This is a genomic window from Burkholderia sp. 9779_493, assembly GCF_015712215.1.
Taxonomy (GTDB): domain Bacteria; phylum Pseudomonadota; class Gammaproteobacteria; order Burkholderiales; family Burkholderiaceae; genus Burkholderia; species Burkholderia cenocepacia.
The window spans coordinates 1-22092 of the sequence record NZ_JACCQA010000046.1 but is presented as its reverse complement, the minus strand read 5'-3'; the positions used below and the strand labels follow the sequence as shown (position 1 = coordinate 22092).

General features: G+C 71.4%; 12 protein-coding genes. 8 read left to right on the top strand and 4 right to left on the bottom strand.

The features are described 5' to 3' along the window. Window positions 1-149 precede the first annotated feature (149 nt). The 8 genes from H0X95_RS31590 to H0X95_RS31555 all read left to right on the top strand — a co-directional run bounded on the left by H0X95_RS31590 (window position 150) and on the right by H0X95_RS31555 (window position 19929). On the top strand, window positions 150-3542 hold the full coding sequence (locus H0X95_RS31590; RefSeq protein ID WP_059722887.1) for a maltotransferase domain-containing protein: 3393 nt from the start codon (window positions 150-152) through the stop codon (window positions 3540-3542). Next, window positions 3542-6952, top strand: coding sequence for a maltose alpha-D-glucosyltransferase (gene treS / locus H0X95_RS31585; protein WP_062911737.1), 3411 nt, complete (start codon window positions 3542-3544; stop codon window positions 6950-6952). The genes H0X95_RS31590 and treS overlap by 1 nt, the downstream gene beginning before the upstream one ends. Further along, a complete protein-coding gene (gene glgB, locus H0X95_RS31580) occupies window positions 6949-9156 on the top strand; it encodes a 1,4-alpha-glucan branching protein GlgB (protein WP_196446344.1) in 2208 nt (735 codons plus the stop codon). The genes treS and glgB overlap by 4 nt, the downstream gene beginning before the upstream one ends. 32 nt (window positions 9157-9188) lie before the next feature. After that, window positions 9189-11303, top strand: coding sequence for a glycogen debranching protein GlgX (glgX, locus tag H0X95_RS31575; protein ID WP_196446343.1), 2115 nt, complete (start codon window positions 9189-9191; stop codon window positions 11301-11303). 8 nt (window positions 11304-11311) lie between these two features. Further along, on the top strand, window positions 11312-13183 hold the full coding sequence (gene treZ, locus H0X95_RS31570) for a malto-oligosyltrehalose trehalohydrolase (protein WP_006498315.1): 1872 nt from the start codon (window positions 11312-11314) through the stop codon (window positions 13181-13183). Next, a complete protein-coding gene (gene malQ / locus H0X95_RS31565; protein WP_059722882.1) occupies window positions 13180-15411 on the top strand; it encodes a 4-alpha-glucanotransferase in 2232 nt (743 codons plus the stop codon). Before treZ ends, malQ begins: the two co-directional genes overlap by 4 nt. Next, entirely contained in the window at window positions 15408-18173 is a 2766-nt protein-coding gene (gene treY, locus H0X95_RS31560) for a malto-oligosyltrehalose synthase (RefSeq protein WP_059722879.1), read from the top strand. The genes malQ and treY overlap by 4 nt, the downstream gene beginning before the upstream one ends. Before the next feature lie 505 nt (window positions 18174-18678). After that, a complete protein-coding gene (locus H0X95_RS31555; RefSeq protein ID WP_058903961.1) occupies window positions 18679-19929 on the top strand; it encodes a phosphatidylserine decarboxylase family protein in 1251 nt (416 codons plus the stop codon). A 22-nt stretch (window positions 19930-19951) separates the two neighbouring features. Here the strand turns inward: H0X95_RS31555 and H0X95_RS31550 are convergent, their stop codons facing one another. From H0X95_RS31550 to H0X95_RS31535, 4 genes are all read right to left on the bottom strand, one after another. Beyond that, entirely contained in the window at window positions 19952-20197 is a 246-nt protein-coding gene (locus H0X95_RS31550) for a hypothetical protein (RefSeq protein WP_059722877.1), read from the bottom strand. Between the two features lie 260 nt (window positions 20198-20457). Then, a complete protein-coding gene (locus tag H0X95_RS31545; protein ID WP_006498321.1) occupies window positions 20458-20787 on the bottom strand; it encodes a DUF1488 domain-containing protein in 330 nt (109 codons plus the stop codon). A gap of 4 nt (window positions 20788-20791) precedes the next feature. Further along, the gene (locus H0X95_RS31540; protein WP_006498322.1) at window positions 20792-21340 is read right to left on the bottom strand and encodes a type 1 glutamine amidotransferase domain-containing protein; all 549 of its coding nucleotides are present in this window, start codon (window positions 21338-21340) and stop codon (window positions 20792-20794) included. 263 nt (window positions 21341-21603) lie between these two features. Further along, on the bottom strand, window positions 21604-21969 hold the full coding sequence (locus H0X95_RS31535) for a DUF3022 domain-containing protein (RefSeq protein WP_006498323.1): 366 nt from the start codon (window positions 21967-21969) through the stop codon (window positions 21604-21606). Window positions 21970-22092: the final 123 nt, after the last annotated feature.

The following is a 22092-nucleotide window of genomic DNA, read 5'->3' as shown; positions in this document are numbered from 1 at the left end:
CCGCGACCGTTCATTCGGCATGCAAAAACGACAGCCCGGAGCCGTCGAAAGCACCAACAGGGGCTTGCCGCAACGGATGGGCCGCAGCAGGCACGTACGTTGCGACGCACCGACGGTTACCGTTCGCCGCCGCCCGCCTGCGCCACGCCATGGACTCCACACCACCGTTCGCTCCGCACCTCTACTTCTGCGACGCCCGCCTCGTCGGGCCGCTCGACGCGTGGCCGCAAACCTTCACGCATATCGCGGGGATGGGCTTCGATCACGTGCTGGTCGGCGCGTTCTGGGCCGCGAGCGTGGCCGGCTTTCCGCGCCACGTGGCCGATTTCCGTCGGCCGGCCCAGTCGTTCGAGACCCGCGCGAGCGCGCTCGAAACCTTCTCGCGGCTCGCGCAACTTGCGAAGGGCCACGGGCTGCACCTGCTGCTCGAAGTCGTGCCCGATCGCATCGCGCGCGACAACCCGCTGCGCGCCGAGCATCCTGACTGGTACGTCGAGCGCACGCACGACGACGCGCTGATCGATCCGCGCGGCACCGCGCACGCACTGGATATCGCGCATGCGAACACCGCCGACGAAGCGGTGCGCGACGCGCTGTCCGCATGGTGGTGCGCGCATCTCGCGACGTACGCCGACGCGGGCGCGGCCGGCTTCCTGATCGACGCGCCGCATCATCTGCCTGCCGACTGGTGGCCGGGCTGGCGCGCGGCGCTGCGCCGTGCGCGCCCGGACGTCGCGGTGCTCGCCGGGGTGCCCGGCCATGCACGCGACGCGCTCGCGCAGCTCGAAGCCGCCGGGTTCGACGCGGTGTTTTCATCGGTGCGCTGGTGGGACCTGCGCGCGCCGTGGTTCGCGGACGAGCACCGGCTGCTGCGGCGGATCGGTGCGCCGATCGCGTTCCCCGATGCGCCCGACGGCCCGCGTCTCGCCGACGACTGGCCCGACGCGCCGGACGACACCGTCGCCCGCGCGTATCGCCGCGCGCTGTGGACGGCCGCGGCCGTCGGCACCGGCTGGCTCGTGCCGATGGGCTTCGAGCGCGGCGTGACCGTGCCGTTGATGGCCCGCGACGCGGATGCCGCGCGCTACCGCGCCGCGTTCGAGCACGCGCGTTTCGACCTGTCGGGCGCGCTCGCCGATGCGAACGCATGGCGCCGCGCCACGCCCGTCGCGGCGGCACGCGGCGAAATCGTGCAACTGAGCGCGCCGGGCGCGAGCGCCACCGCGCTGCTGCGCGGCACCGGGCCGCTGCTCGACCACGACGACGCGGCGTTGCTGATCGCGTTGAATCCCGATCTCGACGCGCCGGCGACCGTCGACCCCGCGACGATCCTGCCCGGCGTGCCGGGCGGCTTCACGCGCGTCGTCACGCAGAACAGCGCGCACACGCATCCACCGGCCGCGCTCGAACCGTTCACGCTCGCGCCCGGCGCATATGCGCTGCTGCATGCATGGCGGGCGCCGCCCGTCACGACGCGCGCCGACGCTGCACGCGAGCGCACCGTGCTGTCCGCGGCGCTCGCGGCCGACCGGATCGCGATCGAGCGCGTCGAGCCATCGGTCGACGGCGGCCGCTTCGCGATCAAGCGCGTGATCGGCGAGCCGCTCGTCGTGAGCGCCTCGATCTTCACGGACGGGCACGCGCACCTGGCAGCCGTGCTCCAGTGGCGCGGCGACGGCGACGACACCTGGCGCGAAGTGCCGTTCGAAGCCGAGCCGAACGATCGCTGGCACGCGCGCGTCATGCTCGACCAGCTCGGCCGCCATGAATTCCGCGTAATCGCATGGCGCGACGACTGGGCGTCGCTCGTCACCGACATCGCGAAAAAGCGCGCGGCCGGCCAGGACGTGACGCTGGAGCTGCGTGAGGCGCAACTGCTGCTCGCGACCGCGCTGAAGCTCGCCGATCCCGCCGATCCGCGCGCGCTCAAGCAGATGGAGCGGCTCGCCGCCGAGCTCAAGGACGCGTCGCCCGACGACCGCCTCGCGCTGATCGGCGCGCCCGCGCTCGCCGACGCATTCGCGGCGCTGCGCTACCGCCCGTTCGTCACGCACGACGCGACGACCTACCCGGTCGACGTCGAACGCCGCAAGGCGCGCTTCTCGAGCTGGTACGAGATGTTTCCGCGCTCGGCGAGCGACGATCCGCACCGGCACGGCACGTTCGACGACGTGATCGCGCATTTGCCGCGCATCCGCGACATGGGTTTCGACGTGCTGTATTTCCCGCCGATCCACCCGATCGGCACGTCCGCGCGCAAGGGCCGCAACAACAGCCTGACCGCCGGCCCCGACGATGTCGGCAGCCCGTACGCGATCGGCTCGCCCGACGGCGGCCACACGGCCGTGCATCCGCAGCTCGGCACGCCCGAGTCGTTCCGCGCGCTGGTCGACGCCGCGCGCGGGCACGGGCTCGAGATCGCGCTCGATTTCGCGATCCAGTGCTCGCCCGACCATCCGTGGCTCGCCGCGCATCCGGGCTGGTTCGCGTGGCGGCCCGATGGCTCGCTGCGCTTCGCGGAGAATCCGCCGAAGCGCTACCAGGACATCGTGAACCCCGATTTCTACGCGCCGGACGCGCTGCCCGACCTGTGGCTCGCGCTGCGCGACGCGGTGCTGTTCTGGGTCGACGCCGGCGTGCGGATCTTCCGCGTCGACAACCCGCACACGAAGCCGCTGCCGTTCTGGGCGTGGATGATCGCCGACGTGCGCGGCCGGCATCCGGACGTCGTGTTCCTGTCCGAGGCGTTTACGCGGCCGGCGATGATGTATCGCCTCGCGAAAGTCGGCTTCTCGCAGTCGTACACGTACTTCACGTGGCGCGAGTCGAAACGCGACTTCATCGACTACCTGACCGAGCTGACGGCCGGCCCGTCGCGCGAATTCTTCCGGCCGAACTTCTTCGTCAACACACCCGACATCAATCCGCGCCACCTGCAGAACGCGCCGCGCTCGCAGTTCGTGATCCGCGCGGCGCTCGCGGCGACGCTGGCCGGCTCGTGGGGCCTGTACTCGGGTTTCGAGCTCGGCGAATCGGCGCCGCTGCCGGACAGCGAGGAATACGCGGATGCCGAGAAATACGAGCTGCGCGCGCGCGACTGGAGCAAGGCCGCGCACATCGGCGCGGAAATCGCGCGGCTGAACCGCGCGCGGCGCGATCACCCGGCGCTGCAGACGCATCTCGGGCTCACGTTCGTCGAGGCGGACAACGATTCGGTGCTCGTGTTCATGAAGGCGACGCCCGCGTTCGACAGCGTGGTGGTCGTCGCGATCAGCCTCGACCCGTGGCATCCGCAGGCCGCGAACTTCACGCTCGACGCGGCGCTGTGGCGCGGCCTCGGGCTGGTCGACGGCGAACCGCTCGATGCGCTCGAACAGGACGCCGCGCACGCGGAAACCTGGCGCGGCCATCGCCAGTACGTCTCGCTCGATCCGCACGTGCGGCCGTACGCAATCTGGCGGCTCGCGCCGTCTCCGGGCGCCGCGCGGGCGGCGACGCCCGAACCGGATCCCGCCCGCGGCCCTTCGGGAGCGCATGCATGATGAAACGCGAAGATTCCCTCGACGACGTGCGGCGCGCGCAGTTTCCGTCGCTCGCGCCGGCCGGCACGCCGCGCCGGCGCCGCGCGCGCCGCCGCGAACCCGCGCTCTGTGCGGACGATCCGCTGTGGTACAAGGACGCGATCATCTACCAGGTGCACGTGAAGTCGTTCTACGACTCGAACAACGACGGCATCGGCGATTTCCCCGGCCTGATCGCGAAACTCGACTACATCGCGGAACTCGGCGTCGACACGATCTGGCTGCTGCCGTTCTATCCGTCGCCGCGCCGCGACGACGGCTACGACATCGCCGACTATCGCGACGTGCATCCCGACTACGGCACGCTGGCCGACGTGCGGCGCTTCATCCGCGAAGCGCATGCGCGCGGCATCCGCGTGATCGCCGAACTCGTGATCAACCACACGTCGGACCAGCATCCGTGGTTCCAGCGCGCGCGCCGCGCGAAGCCGGGCTCCACGCATCGCGACTACTACGTGTGGTCCGACACCGACACGAAATACGCGGGCACGCGGATCATCTTTCTGGATACCGAAACGTCGAACTGGACCCACGACCCGGTGGCCGGCCAGTATTACTGGCACCGCTTCTATTCGCACCAGCCCGACCTGAACTTCGACAACCCGGCCGTCGTGCGCGAAGTGATCCAGGTGATGCGCTTCTGGCTCGACCTCGGCATCGACGGGCTGCGGCTCGACGCGGTGCCGTACCTGGTCGAGCGCGAAGGCACCAACAACGAGAACCTGCCGGAGACGCACGCGATCCTGAAGCGGATCCGCGCGACGATCGACGCCGAGTACCCGAACCGGATGCTGCTCGCGGAGGCGAACCAGTGGCCGGAAGACGTGCAGGAATACTTCGGCAACGAGGACGAATGCCACATGGCGTTCCACTTCCCGCTGATGCCGCGCATCTACATGTCGATCGCGAGCGAGGATCGCTTCCCGATCGTCGACATCATGCGGCAGACCCCGGCGCTCGCGCCGAGCAACCAGTGGGCCGTGTTCCTGCGCAATCACGACGAGCTGACGCTCGAGATGGTCACCGATTCGGAGCGCGACCTGCTGTGGCAGACCTACGCGAGCGACCGGCGCGCGCGGCTGAACCTCGGGATCCGGCGCCGGCTCGCGCCGCTGATGGAGCGCGACCGGCGCCGCATCGAGCTGATCAATTCGCTGCTGCTGTCGATGCCGGGCACGCCGGTGATCTATTACGGCGACGAGCTCGGGATGGGCGACAACATCCACCTCGGCGACCGCGACGGCGTGCGCACGCCGATGCAGTGGTCGTCGGACCGCAACGGCGGCTTCTCGCGCGCCGACCCCGAACTGCTCGTGCTGCCGCCGGTGATGGGCTCGCTGTACGGCTATGACGCGATCAACGTCGAGGCGCAGACGCGCGATCCGCATTCGCTGCTGAACTGGACGCGCCGCATTCTCGCGACGCGCCGCGCGTCGCAGGCGTTCGGGCGCGGCACGATCCGCTTCCTGCGCCCGGAGAACCGCAAGGTACTCGCGTACCTGCGCGAACTCGACGGCCACGAGCCGGTGCTGTGCGTCGCGAACCTGTCGCGCGCGTCGCAGGCGGTGGAACTCGACCTGTCCGAATTCGCGGGCCGCGTGCCGATCGAGATGACGTCCGATTCGCCGTTTCCGCCGATCGGCCAGCTCCCGTATCTCCTCACCTTCCCGCCGTACGGGTTCCTGTGGTTCGTGCTCGCCGAGCACGGCCGCGAGCCGTCGTGGCGGCAGCCGCACGCGGAGCCGCTGCCCGAATACGTGACGCTGGTGATGCGGCGCGGCGATACGCGGCCGGACGTCTCGCAACTGCACGCGCTCGCGCACGACGCGCTCGCGTCGTGGCTCGCGCGGCGGCGCTGGTTCGCGTCGAAGGATCGCAAGATCGGCGACGCGTGGCTGAACGTCGTCACGCCGATTCCGGACGAGCCATTCCAGTACGCGGAGGCGTGGGTGTCGGCGAGCGACGGCGGCGCAGAACGCTACGTCGTGCCGCTCGCGGCCGCGTGGGGCGGCGAGACGTCCAATCCGCTGTTCACGCAACTCGCGCTGGCGCGCGTGCGGCGCGGCCACACGGTCGGCTACCTGACCGACGCGTTCGCGCTGCCGGCGTTCGCGCGCGGGATGCTGCGCAAGCTGCGCGTCGGCGCGACGGTGCTCACGTCCGACGGCGGCCGGCTCACCTTTCTGCCGGAAGACGCGCTCGCCGGGCTCGACCCGGGCGACGACGCGGAAGTGCGCTGGCTCGCGGCCGAGCAGAGCAACAGCTCGCTCGTGATCGGCGACACGATCGTGCTGAAACTGGTGCGCAAGGTCGCGCACGGCATTCACCCGGAAGCGGAAATGAGCCGGCACCTGACGCGCATCGGCTATGCGAACACCGCGACGCTGGCCGGCGAGGTCGTGCACGTCGATCCGGACGGCACGCCGCACACGGTCGCGATCCTGCAGCGCTATGTCGACAACCAGGGCGACGCATGGACGCGTTCGTTCGATTTCCTGCGCCGCGCGATCGACGAGCTCGCGCTGCCGGCCGCGGACGAAGGCGAGGCGGCCGAAACGGGCGAGGAACCCGATGCGCTGCTCGGCTATGCGGCGTTCGCGGGCATCATTGGCACGCGGCTCGGCCAGTTGCACGTCGCGCTCGCGCAGCCGTCCGACGATCCCGCGTTCGCGCCGGAGCGCGCGACGCCCGAACACGTCGACAGCTGGTGCGTCGATGCGATCGCGTCGTTCGAGCGCGCGCTCGACGTGCTGCGCACGCGGCTCGACGCGCTCGATCCGACCACCCGCGCGTCGGCCGATGCGCTGCTCGCGTCGCGCGACGCGGCCGTGCAGGCGCTCGGCGAACTCGTGCCGCGCACGCTCGATGCGCAATGCACGCGGATTCACGGCGATTTTCATCTGGGCCAGGTGCTCGACGTGCAGGGCGACGCGCTGCTGATCGACTTCGAAGGCGAACCGGCGCGCCCGCTCGAGCGGCGTCGCGCGAAATCGCATCCGCTGCGCGACGTGGCCGGCCTGCTGCGCTCGCTGTCGTACGTGAGCGCGACCGCGCAGTTCGCGATCGAAAAAGCGCCGCCGCAGGCCGCCGGCCGCAAGCGCGCGCTGTTCGACCGCTTCGGGCAGGCGGCCGCCGACCGCTTCGTCGAATGCTATCGCGCGGCGGCCGACCTCGCGCCCGCGCGCTTCGTCGATCCGCACTATGCGGACCGCCTGCTCGCGCTGTTCCTGATCGACAAGGCGTCGTACGAGCTGTGCTACGAAGCCGCGAACCGGCCCGACTGGCTGAGCGTGCCGGTCGGCGGGCTCGCGGCGCTGGTCGACCGCCTGCTCGGCGACGGCGTGCTGCCCGACGACGGAGGAAACCCATGACCGACACGCTGTTCGCGCGCGCCGACATCGACGCGCTGCTCGCCGGCCGCCATCCCGACCCGTTCGCGTGCCTCGGCCCGCACGAACAGGATGACCAGATCGTCGTGCGGGCGCTGCTGCCCGGCGCCGAGCGCGTGCGCGCGCTGTCGCCGGACGGCGCCGAACTCGGCACGCTCGCGTGCGTCGATCGCGCCGGCTGCTTCGCGGGGACCATTGCGCACAATGGCGGCACGCCGCACTACCTGCTCTCGATCGACTGGCCGGATGCGCATCAGGTGACCGACGATGCGTACGCGTTCGGCACGCTGCTCGACGAAGCAGCGCTGGCGCGTTTTTCGGCCGGCGATCCCGAGGCCGTGCTCGACTGCCTCGGCGCGACGCCGGTGCGCATCGACGACACCGACGGCGTGCGGTTCGCGGTGTGGGCGCCGAACGCGCAGCGCGTGTCGGTGGTCGGCGATTTCAACGCGTGGGACGGCCGCCGCCATCCGATGCGGCTGCGGCGGCCGTCCGGCGTGTGGGAGCTGTTCGTGCCGGGTATCGGCCCGGGCGAGCGCTACAAGTACGAGCTGTGCGCGGCCGACGGGCGCGTGCTGCCGCACAAGGCCGATCCGTGCGCACGAGCGACCGAGGCGCCGCCGCGCACGGCGTCGGTGGTCGACGACGTCGCGGCGCTCCACACGTTCGCATGGCATGACGACGGCTGGATGCACGCGCGGCCGCGCGTCGACCGCTACCGCGTGCCGTGGTCGATCTACGAGGTCCATCCGGAATCGTGGCAGCGCATCCCCGAGCAGATGGACCGCAGCGCGACGTGGGACGAACTCGCCGAGCGGCTGATTCCGTACGTGAAGGGGATGGGCTTCACGCACGTCGAGTTCATGCCGATCGCGGAATACCCGTTCGGCGGCTCGTGGGGCTACCAGCCGCTCGCGCAGTTCGCGCCGTCCGCGCGCTTCGGGCCGGTCGAAGGCTTCGCGCGGTTCGTCGACCGTGCGCACGCGGCCGGCATCGGCGTGCTCGTCGACTGGGTGCCCGCGCATTTTCCGAACGACGCGCACGGGCTCGCGCAATTCGACGGCAGCGCGCTGTACGAGCACGCCGATCCGCGCGAGGGCATGCACCCCGACTGGAACACCTGCGTGTTCAACGTCGGGCGCACCGAGGTCAGCGCGTTCCTCGTCGCCTCCGCGCTCGCGTGGGCGCGCCGCTATCACGTCGACGGCATCCGCGTCGACGCGGTCGCGTCGATGCTGTATCGCGACTATTCGCGCAAGGAAGGCGAATGGGTGCCGAACGTGTACGGCGGCCGCGAGAACCTCGAATCGGTCGCGTTCCTGCGCCGGCTGAACGACACGCTGCACGGTGACGCCGCGCCGGCCGGCGTCGTCACCGTCGCGGAGGAATCGACCGCGTGGCCGGGCGTCACGGCGCCGACCGGCGACGGCGGGCTCGGCTTCGACTTCAAGTGGAACATGGGCTGGATGCATGACACGCTCGCGTACCTGCACGAAGACCCGATCCATCGCCGCTATCACCACGACCGGATGACGTTCGGGCTCGTGTACGCGTTCTCCGAACGCTTCGTGCTGCCGCTGTCGCACGACGAGGTCGTGCACGGCAAGGGCTCGCTCGTCGCGAAGATGCCGGGCGACGCGTGGCAGCGGCTCGCGACGCTGCGCGCGTATTTCGGCTTCATGTGGGCCCACCCCGGCAAGAAGCTGCTCTTCATGGGCAGCGAATTCGCGCAGTGGAGCGAGTTCGCGCACGATGCGACACCGCACTGGGACTTGCTCGACGCGCCCGCGCATCGCGGCGTGCAGCGGCTCGTGCGCGATCTCAACCGCGCGTACGCGGCCGAGCCGGCGCTGCATGCGCTCGACTGTCACGCGGCCGGCTTCTCCTGGCTGATCGGCGACGATCGCGACAACAGCGTGTTCGCGTTCGCGCGCCGCGACGATGCGGGGCGCCTGGTCGTCGCCGTCTGCAACTTCACGCCCGTGCCGCGCAGTGGCTACCGCCTCGGGCTGCCCGCGCCCGGCCAGTGGCGCGAACTGATGAACACCGATGCCGCGTCGTACGGCGGCACCAACGCCGGCAACGACGGCGCCGTGTGGGCCGAAGCCGCGCCCGCGCACGGCGAGGCGTGGTCGGCGACCTTGCGCCTGCCACCGCTCGCGACACTGTGGTTGACGCCCGCTTGACTCCTCGCGCCCTCGACACGGAGATCCGCCCCATGCCGACCGCCCTGCCCACCCGTCTCGAATCCGGCCGCAGCTATCCGCTCGGCGCGACCTGGGACGGCCTCGGGACCAACTTCGCGGTGTTTTCCGCGCACGCGCATCGCATCCAGCTGTGCGTGTTCGATCCGACCGGCCGCAAGGAACTCGCGCGCCTCGACCTGCCCGAATGCACCGACGAGGTGTGGCACGGCTACCTGCCGAACGCGCATCCGGGCACCGTGTACGGGTTCCGTGCAGACGGCCCGTACCAGCCGCAGCACGGCCATCGCTTCAACCCGACCAAGCTGCTGCTCGACCCGTACGCGCGCAAGCTGGTGGGCCAGTTCCGCTGGTCGGACGCGCTGTTCGGCTATCGCGTGCATTCGAACCGGGCCGACCTGTCGATGGACCGCCGCGATTCGGCGCCCGCGATGCCGAAGGCCGTGGTCGTCGACGAAGCATTCGACTGGAGCAACGACCGCCGCCCGAACGTGCCGTGGCGCAGCACCGTGATCTACGAGACCCACGTGCGCGGCGCGTCGATGCGCCGCGCGGGGCTGCGCCCGCCGGAGCGCGGCACGTTCGCGTCGCTCGCGCATCCGGCGTTCATCGATCACCTGCTGTCGATCGGCGTGACGACGGTCGAGCTGCTGCCGATCCACGCGTTCCTGCAGCAGCGCGAGCTCGTGAAACGTGGACTGCGCAACTACTGGGGCTACGACACGGCCGCGTTCTTCGCACCGGAGCCGTCGTATCTCACGACGCGGCGGCTCGACGAAATGCGCATCGCGGTCCGCCAGCTGCATGCGGCCGGCATCGAGGTCGTGCTCGACGTGGTCTACAACCACACGTGCGAAGGCAACCAGCTCGGGCCCACGCTGTCGTGGCGCGGCCTCGACAACGCGAGCTATTACCGGCTGCGGCCCGACGATCCGCGCTACCACGTCGACGAAACCGGCTGCGGCAACACGCTGAACCTGTCGCATCCGCGCGTCGTGCAGATGGTGATGGATTCGCTGCGCTACTGGGCGACCGCGTTCAACATCGACGGCTTTCGCTTCGATCTCGGCGTGACGCTCGGCCGCGAGGATCACGGCTTCGAGCCCGGCGCCGGATTCTTCGATGCGCTGCGGCAGGACCCGGTGCTCGCGCAGCGCAAGCTGATCACCGAGCCGTGGGATCTCGGCCCCGGCGGCTATCAGCTCGGCCGCCACCCGCCCGGCTTCGCCGAATGGAACGACCGGTTTCGCGATACCGTGCGGCGCTTCTGGCGCGGCGACGCGGGGCAGCGCCCGGAACTGGCCGCGCGGCTGTCGGGCTCGGCCGACCTGTTCAATCACGGGCGCCGCCGCACGTGGGCATCGGTCAATTTCGTCACCGCGCACGACGGCTTCACGCTCGCCGACCTCGTGTCGTATGCGGGCAAGCACAACGACGCGAACGGCGAGGACAACCGCGACGGCCGCGACGACAACTGCAGCGCGAACTGGGGCACCGAAGGGCCGACCGACGACGCGGCGATCCGCGACGTGCGCCAGCGCGTCGCGCGCTCGATGCTCGCGACGCTGTTTACCGCGCTCGGCACGCCGATGATCGTGGCGGGCGACGAATTCGGCCGCACGCAGCACGGCAACAACAACGCGTATTACCAGGACAACGAACTGTCGTGGCTCGACTGGGACCTGGCGCACAGCGAGGACGGCGTGCAGATGACCCGCTTCGTGTCGCGGCTCGCCGCGCTGCGGCGCATGTATCCGGTGATGTCGGCACCGCGCTACCCGTCGGGCGACCGCGACGGCGCGCCGGGCATGCGCGAGATCGACTGGTTCGACGAACGCGGCAACGCGCTCACCGTGCCCGCCTGGGAGGACGGCGAACGCCGCGCGCTGACCATGCGGCGCGTCGGCACCGGCCGCACCGGACGCACCGAGGCGTTGCTCGTGATGCTGAACGCATCGGCCGACACCATCACGTTCATGCCACCCGCACCCGTGCTCGATTACCGCATCCTGCTCGACACCGCGACGCCCGACTCGGGCCCGCGCTCGTGGCCGGAAGCGGGGCTCGACGTCGCCGCCCATGCAGCCGTAATCGCGGTCGCGGCCGTGCCGCCCGACCAGTCTTCCTGAGGACCACCATGACTTCCCGTTCCGCCCGCCCCACCGGCACGCATGCATTCGAAGCGTCGTTCGGCGCGACCTGCATCGATGCCGAGCACACACGCTTCCGGCTATGGGCGCCCGCGAGCCGCACCGCCGCCGTCGAGCTGCAGGACGAAGGCGGTCGCGCGCTGCCGATGACGCCGGCCGGCGACGGCTGGTTCGAGACGGTCGCGCCGTGCGGCCCCGGCACGCTGTACCGCTACCTGCTCGACGACGCGCTCGCGGTGCCCGATCCCGCGTCGCGCTTCCAGCCGTACGACGTGCACGGCCCGAGCCAGGTCGTCGATCCGGCCGCGTACCGCTGGCGCCACGACGCATGGCGCGGCCGCCCGTGGCACGAGACGGTGCTGTACGAGCTGCATGTCGGCGCCTGCGGTGGCTACGCGGCCGTCGAGCGGCGGCTGCCGGCGATCGCCGAACTGGGCGTGACCGCGGTCGAACTGATGCCGGTCAATGCGTTCCCCGGCGCGCGCAACTGGGGCTACGACGGCGTGCTGCCGTTCGCGCCCGACGCGTCGTACGGGCGGCCCGAGGAGCTGAAATCGCTGGTCGATACCGCGCACGGGCTCGGGCTGCAGGTGTTCCTCGACGTCGTGTACAACCACTTCGGCCCCGAAGGCAACCTGCTGCCGCGCTACGCGCCCGAGTTCTTCCGCGCGGACCGGCAGACCGCGTGGGGGCCGGCGATCGACTTCTCGCGCCCGCAGACGAGTACGTTCTTCATCGACAACGCGCTGTACTGGCTCGACGAATACCGTTTCGACGGGCTGCGCATCGACGCCGCGCACGCGATCGACGACGATGCGTGGCTGCGCGAACTCGCGCGTCGCGTGCGCGCGCATGCGGGCGACGCGCGCCACGTTCATCTCGTGCTGGAGAACGAACGCAATACCGCGAGCCTGCTGGGCCCGGGCGGTTTCGATGCGCAATGGAACGACGACTTCCACAACAGCGCGCACGTCCTGCTGACCGGCGAGCGCGACGGCTACTACCGCGCGTACGCCGACGCGCCGCTGCGCCATTTCGCGCGCACGCTCGGCGAAGGCTTCGCGTACCAGGGCGAACCGTCGCCGCTGCACGACGGTGCCGCGCGCGGCGAGCCGAGCGCGCACCTGCCGCCGACCGCGTTCGTCGCGTTCCTGCAGAACCACGACCAGATCGGCAACCGCGCGTTCGGCGAGCGGCTGCGCGCGCTCGCGAACGACGACGCGGTGCGCGCGGCCACCGCGCTGATGCTGCTCGCGCCGTCGATCCCGCTGCTGTTCATGGGCGAGGAAGACGGCAGCACGCAGCCGTTCCAGTTCTTCACCGACTATCGCGGTGCGCTCGCCGACGCGGTGCGCGACGGCCGGCGTCGCGAATTCGCCGCGTTTCCCGCGTTCGCCGACGCCGCGCATCGCGACGCGATTCCCGACCCGAACGACATCGCGACCTTCGTGCGCTCGTCGTCGCACCATCCGCCCGACGAGTCGTGGCCCGACGCGGCCGCGTGGCGGCGCTTCTATCGCAGCGCACTGGCCGTGCGCGCGGCGCTCGTGACGCCACACCTGGCCGGCGCGCAGTCGCTCGGCGTCGAACTGCTCGCGGGCGACGACGACCCGCCCGCGCTCGTCGCGCGCTGGCGCCTCGGCGACGGCAGCACGCTGACGATCGCGCTGAATCTCGGCTCGCACGACGCGACGCTGCCCGATCTGCCGGTCGGCAAGATCGTGTTCGAGACGCCGCCGCGCGCGCGCGACCGGCTGCCGGGCGGACACGTGCCGCCGCGCGCGTGCCTCGCGTGGCGCGACGGCGCGGTCAACCAGGATGCGCGGCATCACCGCGCGAACGGACGGAGCCCGTCATGACGACCGACGTCCCGATCGCGGCGCTCGCCCGCGCGGCCGGCCTCGAACCCGACTGGACCGACGCGGGCGGCGTCGCGCAACGCGTGGACGACGACGCGCTCGTCGCGCTCGTCGATGCGCTCGGCTGGCCGTGCGGCACCGCGATCCAGCGGGTCGACAGCGCGGCGGCGCTCGCGGACGCGAACGCGTCGCCGCCGCGCGTCGTGACGGGCGACGCCGGCCTGCCATTGACGCTGCCCGCGACCGTCGCGCCGCCGGGCGCGCGCTTCCGGATCTCGCTCGAGACCGGCGGGCACGTGGACGGACGCGTGGGCGGCGCGGGCGAACACGGCACGCTGCCGCCGCTCGCGATGCCCGGCTATCACGCGCTCGACATCGGCGAGCAGCGCATCGGGCTCGCGATCGCGCCGCCGCGCACGCGCCCGTTCGACGCGTTCGCCCGCACCCATGACGCGGGCCGCCGCTGGGGCATCGCGGCGCAGCTCTACAGCCTGCGCCGCACCGGCGACGACGGCGCGGGCGACTACACGGCGCTCGCGCGGCTGGCCGCGCAGGCCGCGCGACACGGCGCGCAGGCGGTGGCGATCAGCCCGACGCATGCCGGCTATCCGGCGCTGCCCGCGCACGACAGCCCGTATTCGCCGTCGTCGCGACGCTGGCACAACGTCGCGTATCTCGACTGCGACGCGGTGCCGGGCGCGGGCGCCGCGTCGCATCCCGCGGCCGCCGCCACGGCCGACGCCGCGCTGATCGACTGGCCTCGCGTGCTGCCGATGAAGCTGCGCCGTTTGCGCGCATGCTTCGACGCGTGGCGCGCGAGCGACGACCCGTCGCGCGACACCTACCAGCGGTTTCGCGCGGCGGGCGGTGCGGCGCTCGACGCGCATGCGCGCTTCGATGCGCTGCAGGCGTTCTGCATCGAGCACGGGATCGGCGCGGACTGGCGGCAGTGGCCGGCGCCGTGGCGCACACCGGGATCGGCGGAAGTCGACGCGTTCGCGCATGCGCATGCCGACACGATCGCGTTCCACACGTTCCTGCAATGGTGCGCGTCGCGCGCGCTCGGCGACGCGCAGCACGCCGCGCGCGGCGCGGGCATGGCGACCGGGCTGATCGCCGATCTCGCGGTCGGCTCGGATCGCGCCGGCAGCGACGCGTGGGCGCACGGCACGACCTTGCTGCGCGGCGTGTCGCTCGGCGCGCCGCCCGACCTGTTCAACGCCGCCGGCCAGGCGTGGGGCGTGACGACGTGGACGCCCGCCGCGTTGCGCGCGGATGGCTTCGCGCCGTTCATCGAGCTGCTGCGCGCCGCGTTCGCGCACGCGGGCGGCATCCGCATCGATCACGTACTCAGCTTCGCGCGGATGTGGATCGTGCCGGACGGCGGCTCGCCGCGCAGCGGCGCGTACCTGCGCTATCCGCTCGACGATCTGGTGCGGATCGTCGCGCTCGAGGCGGCACGCCATCGCGCGATCGCGATCGGCGAGGATCTCGGCACCGTGCCGGCCGGGTTGCGCGAACGGCTCGGCGCGCAGGGTGTCGCGGGCATGCGCGTGCTGTGGTTCGAGCGCGACGCGCAGGGTGCGTTCCGCCCGCCGTCCGCGTGGGATCGCGATGCGATCGCGACGACCTCGACGCACGATTTGCCGACCGTGGCCGGCTGGTGGCGCGGCGTCGATCTCGGATGGCGGCGCGTCGCGGCCGAGGCCGCAGCCGCGAAGCGACGCGACGAATCGCAACCGCGCGACGTCGCCGCCCCGGCGCCGGACGATGCGAGCGCGCACGATTCGGATGAGATCGTGCAAAGCATGGCGTTCGGACACGACACCGTGCAGCGCCCCGAACCGGGCAACCCGACGCCGCCGCCGGCGTCGCCGCCCGAGCTGCTCGCCGCTCACGCGGAACGCGCGACCGAGCGCGCCGCGCTGTGGCACGCGCTGCAGCAGGCCGGGTGCGTGCCGGCCGACGCCGCGACGCCGCCGGCCGACATGCCGCCGGTGAACGCGATCCTCGGCTACGTCGCGAGCGGCCCGGCGCCGCTCGCGCTGCTGCCGCTCGAGGATCTGCTCGCGCTCGACGCGCAGCCGAACCTGCCGGGGCAGCCGTGCGGCCATCCGAACTGGCGGCAGCGGCTGCCGCGCACGATCGACGCGCTGTTCGACGCCGACGTGCGCACGCGCATCGCCGCCGTCGTGCATGCGCGCCGCGCGCAGGGGCGCCGCCGATGATCCCGCGCGCGACGCTGCGACTGCAGCTGCATGCGGGCTTCACGTTCGACGACGCGGCCGCGCACGCCGACTACTTCGCGCGGCTCGGCGTCAGCCACCTGTACCTGTCGCCGGTCTCGACGGCCGAGCCGGGTTCGCTGCACGGCTACGACACCGTCGACTACGGCACGCTCGGCGCGGCACTCGGCGGCGAAGCCGGCTTCATGCGGCTCGTCGACGCGCTGCGCGCGCGCGGCCTCGGCGTGATCGTCGACATCGTGCCGAACCACATGGGCGTCGGCGGGTCGTCGAACGGCTGGTGGAACGACGTGCTCGAATGGGGGCCGGCGAGCCCGTACGCACGCTATTTCGACATCGACTGGCATCCGCCCGACCCCGCGCTCGACGGCAAGGTGCTGCTGCCGTGCCTCGGCGCGCCGTACGGCGACGCGCTCGCGGCCGGCGACATCACGCTGCGCGCCGATCCGGCCGCCGGCCGCTTCTACATCGCATGCCCCGGCCGGCGGTTGCCGGTCGCGGTCGCCACCTACGCGGAGATCCTGCGCATCGCGAACCGCGCGGACCTGAACGCGCTGGCCGAGCGTTTCGACGCCGCGCCGGCACGCGACAGCGCGCGGCTCGCCGCCGCCCATGCGGCGCTGCGCGATCATGCGGCCGCGCACGGCCCGCACGCGCTCGACGCGGTATTGCGCGGCGCCGACCCGCGCCGCGCGCGCTCGCGCGCGTGCCTGCACCGGTTGCTCGAACGCCAGCACTACCGGCTCGCGTGGTGGCGCACGGCCGCCGACGAGCTGAACTGGCGGCGCTTCTTCGACATCGCGACGCTCGCGGCCGTGCGCGTCGAAGACGGCGCGGTGTTCGACGCCGTGCATGCGCTGCCGCTGCGCCTGCATGCCGCCGGGCTCGTCGATGGCGTGCGCGTCGATCACGTCGACGGCCTCGCCGATCCGCGCGCATATTGCCGCAGGCTGCATGCGCGGCTCGCCGCGCAGCGCGACGCGCGGCCGTACGTCGTGGTCGAGAAGATCCTCGCGCCGGGCGAGACGCTGCGCGCCGACTGGGCCGTCGCCGGCACGACCGGCTACGACTTCATGAACGACGTCGGCGCGCTGCTGCACGACCCGGCCGGCGCCGAGCCGCTCGCCGCGCACTGGGCGGCCGTGTCGGGTTCGGCGCGCACGTTCGCGCAGGAAGCGCTCGAGGGCAAGCGGCGCGTGCTGATGCGCCAGCTCGCCGTCGAGCATGCGCGGGCCGCGCGGTTGCTGCACGAGATCGCACGAGCGTCGCCCGCGACGCGCGACGTGAGCCGGATCGCGATCCAGCGCGTGCTCGGCGAACTCGCGGTGCAATTGCCGGTGTACCGGATGTATCCGGCGCCGGGCGACGAGCCGGCCGACGCAGACCGGCGCGTACTCGCCCGCGCGTATGAAGGTGCGTACGCAGCGGTCGATCCGACCGACCGGTTCGCGCTGGAGCGCGTCGCCGCGTGGCTCGGCTTGCCGGTCGTGCGCGTGCCGCGCGCGGACGCCGCTGCGCTCGTCGCGGCGCGCGTCGCGTTCGCGCAGCTCACCGCGCCGCTGGCCGCGAAGGGCGTCGAGGATACCGCCAACTATCGCTACGGCCGGCTGCTGTCGCGCAACGAAGTCGGCGCCGATGCCGGCGACTTCAGCCTGTCGCGCGGCGCCTTCCATGCGCGCAACCGGCGCCGCGCGCGCACCGTCCCGCATGGGCTCGTCGCGACGGCCACGCACGACCACAAGCGCGGCGAGGATGCGCGTGCACGGCTCGCGGTGCTGAGCGAGGTGCCCGATGCGTGGCGCGCGGTGTCGCTCGACTGGTCGGCGCTGAATCTCCGTCATCGCGGCGGCGCGCACCGCGACCTCGCGTGGACGCCCGGGCCGGCCGCCGAGGCGATGCTGTACCAGACGCTGGTCGGCTGCTGGCCGCCGGCGCTCGCGCCCGACGATGCGGCCGGCCTCGACGCGCTCGCGACGCGCGTCGTGCAATGGCAGACGAAGGCGCTGCGCGAAGCGAAGCAGGCCACCGACTGGCTCGCGCCCGAGCCGGATTACGAGCGCAACTGCGAAGCGTTCGTCCGCGCGATCCTGACGCCGCGCGGCGCCGGCGATTTTCCGCATCGGCTGCACGCGTTCGTCGCGCGGATCGCGCCGGCCGGCGTCGTCAACAGCCTCACGCAGACGGCGCTGCGCAACGCGTCGCCCGGCGTGCCCGATCTGTATCAAGGTACCGAGCGATGGGATCACTCGCTCGTCGATCCGGACAACCGGCGCGACGTACCATTTGCGACGCTGGCGGCCGAACCGGTCGACGGCCCCGTCGCGTCGTATCTGTCGACGTGGCCCGATGCGCGCGTGAAGCGCGCGCTGATCGAGCGGATGCTGGCGCTGCGTGCACGATGGCCGGCGACGTTCGCGGACGGCGCGTACGTTCCGCTGCGGGTGCGCGGCCCGCTCGCGCGACACGCGGTGGCGTTCGCGCGGTGTGATGAGGCGGCGACCGTGGTGGTGGTCGCGACCCGGCTCGCGTGCCGGTTGCTGGGGGAAACGCCGGGGTTGCCGCGCGTGGAGCCCGCGCAATGGCGCGATACGGCGGTCGTGCTGCCGCGCGGCGTGGCAGGACCGTGGACGGACGGATTGAATGCGGCGCAAGCAATCGATGCGCCGGACGGCACGCTGGCGCTCGATCGCTGTCTGGCCGAGCTGCCTGTTGCGGTGCTCGTTGCTGCGCGGACTGGACATTGAAGCCAACGCCCGTTGCGTGCCAGCCCCGAGTCACCGAAATCGATTGTGCGCACGCGCAATCGAATTTCAACCGAAACACCTGCTCGCAAGCGATTTCGCGCCACCCGACGATGGGCGTCGGCAACTCACGACCACTCTTCCGGCGGCATCTCGCCGCGGTCGTCCTCCCACAGCGGTTTCCCCGCCTCTTCCCCGCGGCTCGGCGTCACCGGCCCGTTTCCGCTCGCGCGACCATCACCGCGCCCAACTCGCCGCGCGTCGTCGCGCGGCCCCGCAGCCTGCGGGCGTTTCCGCGTGCGCGTCGGCGTCACGGTTCGCTGGCCGCTGCGGCGGCCTTCGTCCGTCGATCCCGCGTCGTTCGTCTGTCGTGCGTTCGAAGCTGTAGCCATGCTTTTCTCCTGTGTCATCGAAAGTAACCGGTCGCCCGCATGCAGCAATTTCGGTGCCGGGCGCCGGGCAAGCGTCTTGCTACACCGATTCGACCGAAACCGTTCCGGAGGTGACGATGCCGACGAATCGCAACACGCCGCCCGCCACACGCCGCCGCCTCGGCGGATGGATGGCCAGCGAGGAAGCGCACATGGCCGCGTTCCGCGAAAAAATCGCGAGCGAAGCGCGCGCGCAGGCCGGCGACCGGCTGCGTACGCCCGCCGTGCAGGAACTCGCGCAGCTGTTCGACGACAACGCCGTGCTGCGCATGAACCTGACCCGCGCGATCGACGAGGCGCGCGAAGCGGGATACCGGCTCGGCTATGCGTCGATCGGCGAGCTGATGACCGTGCTCGACCATCTGATGACCTACACGCCGCCGTTCAGCGAGGAAAGCCTGATCGTGTGTCCGCTGAACGCGTTCTTCGACTGGCCGATGTGCATGCCGTCGGGCCACGCGGTGTTTCGCGACGCGGCCGTCAACGCGCAGTTGAAGCGCGTGCTGAACGTATGGTGCGATTTCCTCGGCGGCCCGCATTCGCGCGCGCATCTCGACACGGCCGCGCCCGACGGCTGGTTCTGCGACGCGGCACGCAAGCGCCTGGGGCTGTCGCAATTCCAGTATCGCGAGGACCAGCCGCACTGGGGCTTCGATTCGTGGAACGACTTCTTCACGCGGCGCTTTCGCGACGGCGCGCGGCCGGTGGCGGCGCCCGACGATCCGCACGTGATCGTCAGCGCGTGCGAGGCCGCGCCCTATCACACCGAAACCAACGTGAAACTGCGCGACACGTTCTGGATCAAGGCGCAGCCGTACTCGCTGCGCGACCTCTTCACGCCCGCATGGCTGTCGCTCGCCGAGCGCTTCGTCGGCGGCGACGTCTACCAGGCCTACCTCAGTGCGTACAACTATCACCGCTGGCATGCGCCGGTGCGCGGCGTCGTCACGCATGCGTATCGGGTCGACGGCGCCTACTATTCGGTCGCCGAAGCGGAAGGCCCCGACCCGGCCGGCCTCAACGACTCGCAGGGCTACATGACGGCGGTCGCCGCGCGCGCGGTGGTCGCGATCGCCTGCGACGATCCCGGCATCGGGACGGTCGCGGCCGTGTTCGTCGGGATGGGCGACGTGTCGTCGTGCGTGATCGAGGTCGTGCCGGGCCAGCGCGTCGACAAGGGCGACGAGATCGGCTATTTCCAGTTCGGCGGCTCGACCTACTGCCTGCTGTTCGAGGCCGGCGTGATCGACCGCTTCCTGTACGCGCCGCCGTTCGACGGCGAGCCGCCGGTCGTGCAGGTCAACGCATCCGTCGCGATCGCGCGGTAAGCGGCGCGCGCGGGCCGGCGCGTCACGCGTCGGCCGCGTCGCTTACGCCGATCCCATGGGATTCGGCGGCGTCGTGATGTTGCACGCACCGCAGGACCGACAGTCCGTCGGCGGTCAACGCGGGTCGGTGCGCGCCCGACGCGTCGTCGTGCTGCAGCACGATCAGGTGTTGTTCGACGAGCGCGAGAACGTCGTCGCGGTCGATCTGGATCTGTTCGGGTGCGTGATGCGCCAGGAACAGCGCGGCGAATTCATGGGCGGTCAGCATGCTCGTTTCCCCGTTGGCGGCTGCGCGCGATGCGACACCGGCGTCGCATCGGCATGCGGCGCGAATCGTGCGCCGGCGACGGTATGAGCATGCAGGGACCGTGCCAAGGGACGCCATCCGACCGGTGTCCGTGCGGTGCGCGCGCCGCGCGATGTGGCACCGTGGGGTGCGGGTGAACCGCTGCAAAGTTTTCAACGGCATGTAAGGGCGGGCGACGGCCGGCGCCAGGTGCGAGGAACGTGCCGGAAAACGCTCTCCGCTCACGTCCGCCGCGAGCGAAACAACCCGGCCCGCGCCCGCCCGGCCGGCGCACGGAAATACCCGCTGTGCAGCACCACGTCGTGGTTGCCGCTCGCCAGCACGTCGGCGCACGCGGCTTCGATACGCGCGCGGCCGTTTTCGAACGCATCGCGCAGATCGGCCTCCAGCGCGGACTTCGCACCGAAATGATCTTCCAGCGCCTCGACCGTGATCGCGCAGGCGTGCGGCACCCCGTCGACCTCGACGACGAAGCGCAACTGCAGCGCCGCGCCGTCGAAGGTCGGCGGTTCGTCGGTCAGCGTCACGGGGCGCGGGGAATCGGACGACATCGGCTCATGCCCCCCGCGACGCGAGGCGCTCGACCAGCGCACCGTTGAACGCGGGCAGGTCGGCCGGCTTGCGGCTCGTGATCAGGTTGCCGTCGCGCACGACTTCCTCGTCCACCCACTTGCCGCCCGCATGACGGATGTCGTCCTGCAGGCTCGGCCAGCTCGTCATCGTCTTGCCCTCCACCAGCCCGGCCGACACGAGCAGCCAGCCGCCGTGGCAGATCGCCGCGATCGGCTTGCCGGCGCCGACGGCCGCCGTCACGAATTCGCGCGCGGCCGGCACCATCCGGATCGCGTCGCCGTTGATGACACCGCCCGGCAGCACGACCGCGTCGTAGTCGCCTTCACGTGCGTCGTCGAACGTGCGGTCGACCTTCACGCGCTCGCCCTTGTCGACGTGCCGGAAACCCTGGATCTCGCCCCGCTTCTGCGAGATCACGTCCACCTGCGCGCCTTCGGCCGCGAGCGCGCGCTGCGGTTCGACGAGCTCGGCTTCCTCGAAACCGTCGACCGCGAGAATCGCTACCTTGCAATGATCCAGCCTGCCGCTCATGGATGCCTCCGTGGAAAGGTCCGTGGAAAGGAATAGGAACAAGGCACGCGTCGTGCCGTGTCGGTCGCCCAGCAAGCGCCGTTCCGGCCGCGCAGACTGCGGCCGCCGGCGCGGACGTGCCGGCGCGGATGCGCATGCGTTCCGGCCACCGGGGAACGACCCGCAATCGAATGCGATCGGCGGGCTGCCCGGCCGCCGGGCCCCGTGCTACTGCAAAGATTTCAACGGGATGTAACGCGACGCCGTGCGCCGATCCCGTGCGATTACTGCAGATGACGCACGGCGTCGAGCATCGCGTCGGTCAGCTCGACCGTCAGCGTCAGGTTCTCGTCGGTATCGGGCAACTGTTCCAGCGTCTGCTGCACGGCGTCATGCAGCATCGCGTGGACGCGCATCCGCGCGCCTTCGTCGAGATCCGCGTAGCGTTCCATCGTCGAGCATTCGAGCGCGAGCACGACCGAATGGCGGGCCGCCTCGGGCGGCGCTTCGACGGCGTTCGCCCACGCCGCATGGAACATGACCCTGCCCGTTTCGACGTCCACGTGGACCGTCGTGTCGAGATCGTCCGTGTCGCTCGCATCGCCGTCGATCTCGTCGTTGTCCACAAAAATCCGGGAATTCGATTGCATGATGTCCTCCTGCGTGGCGGCGGCGCGCCCGTCCCGGGAAACCGCGCCGCCATCGCGCCGTGCCGGCCGCGCCGGCACGACACCGTCAATAACCGCTGGAACCGCCGCCCGTGCCGCCGGCCC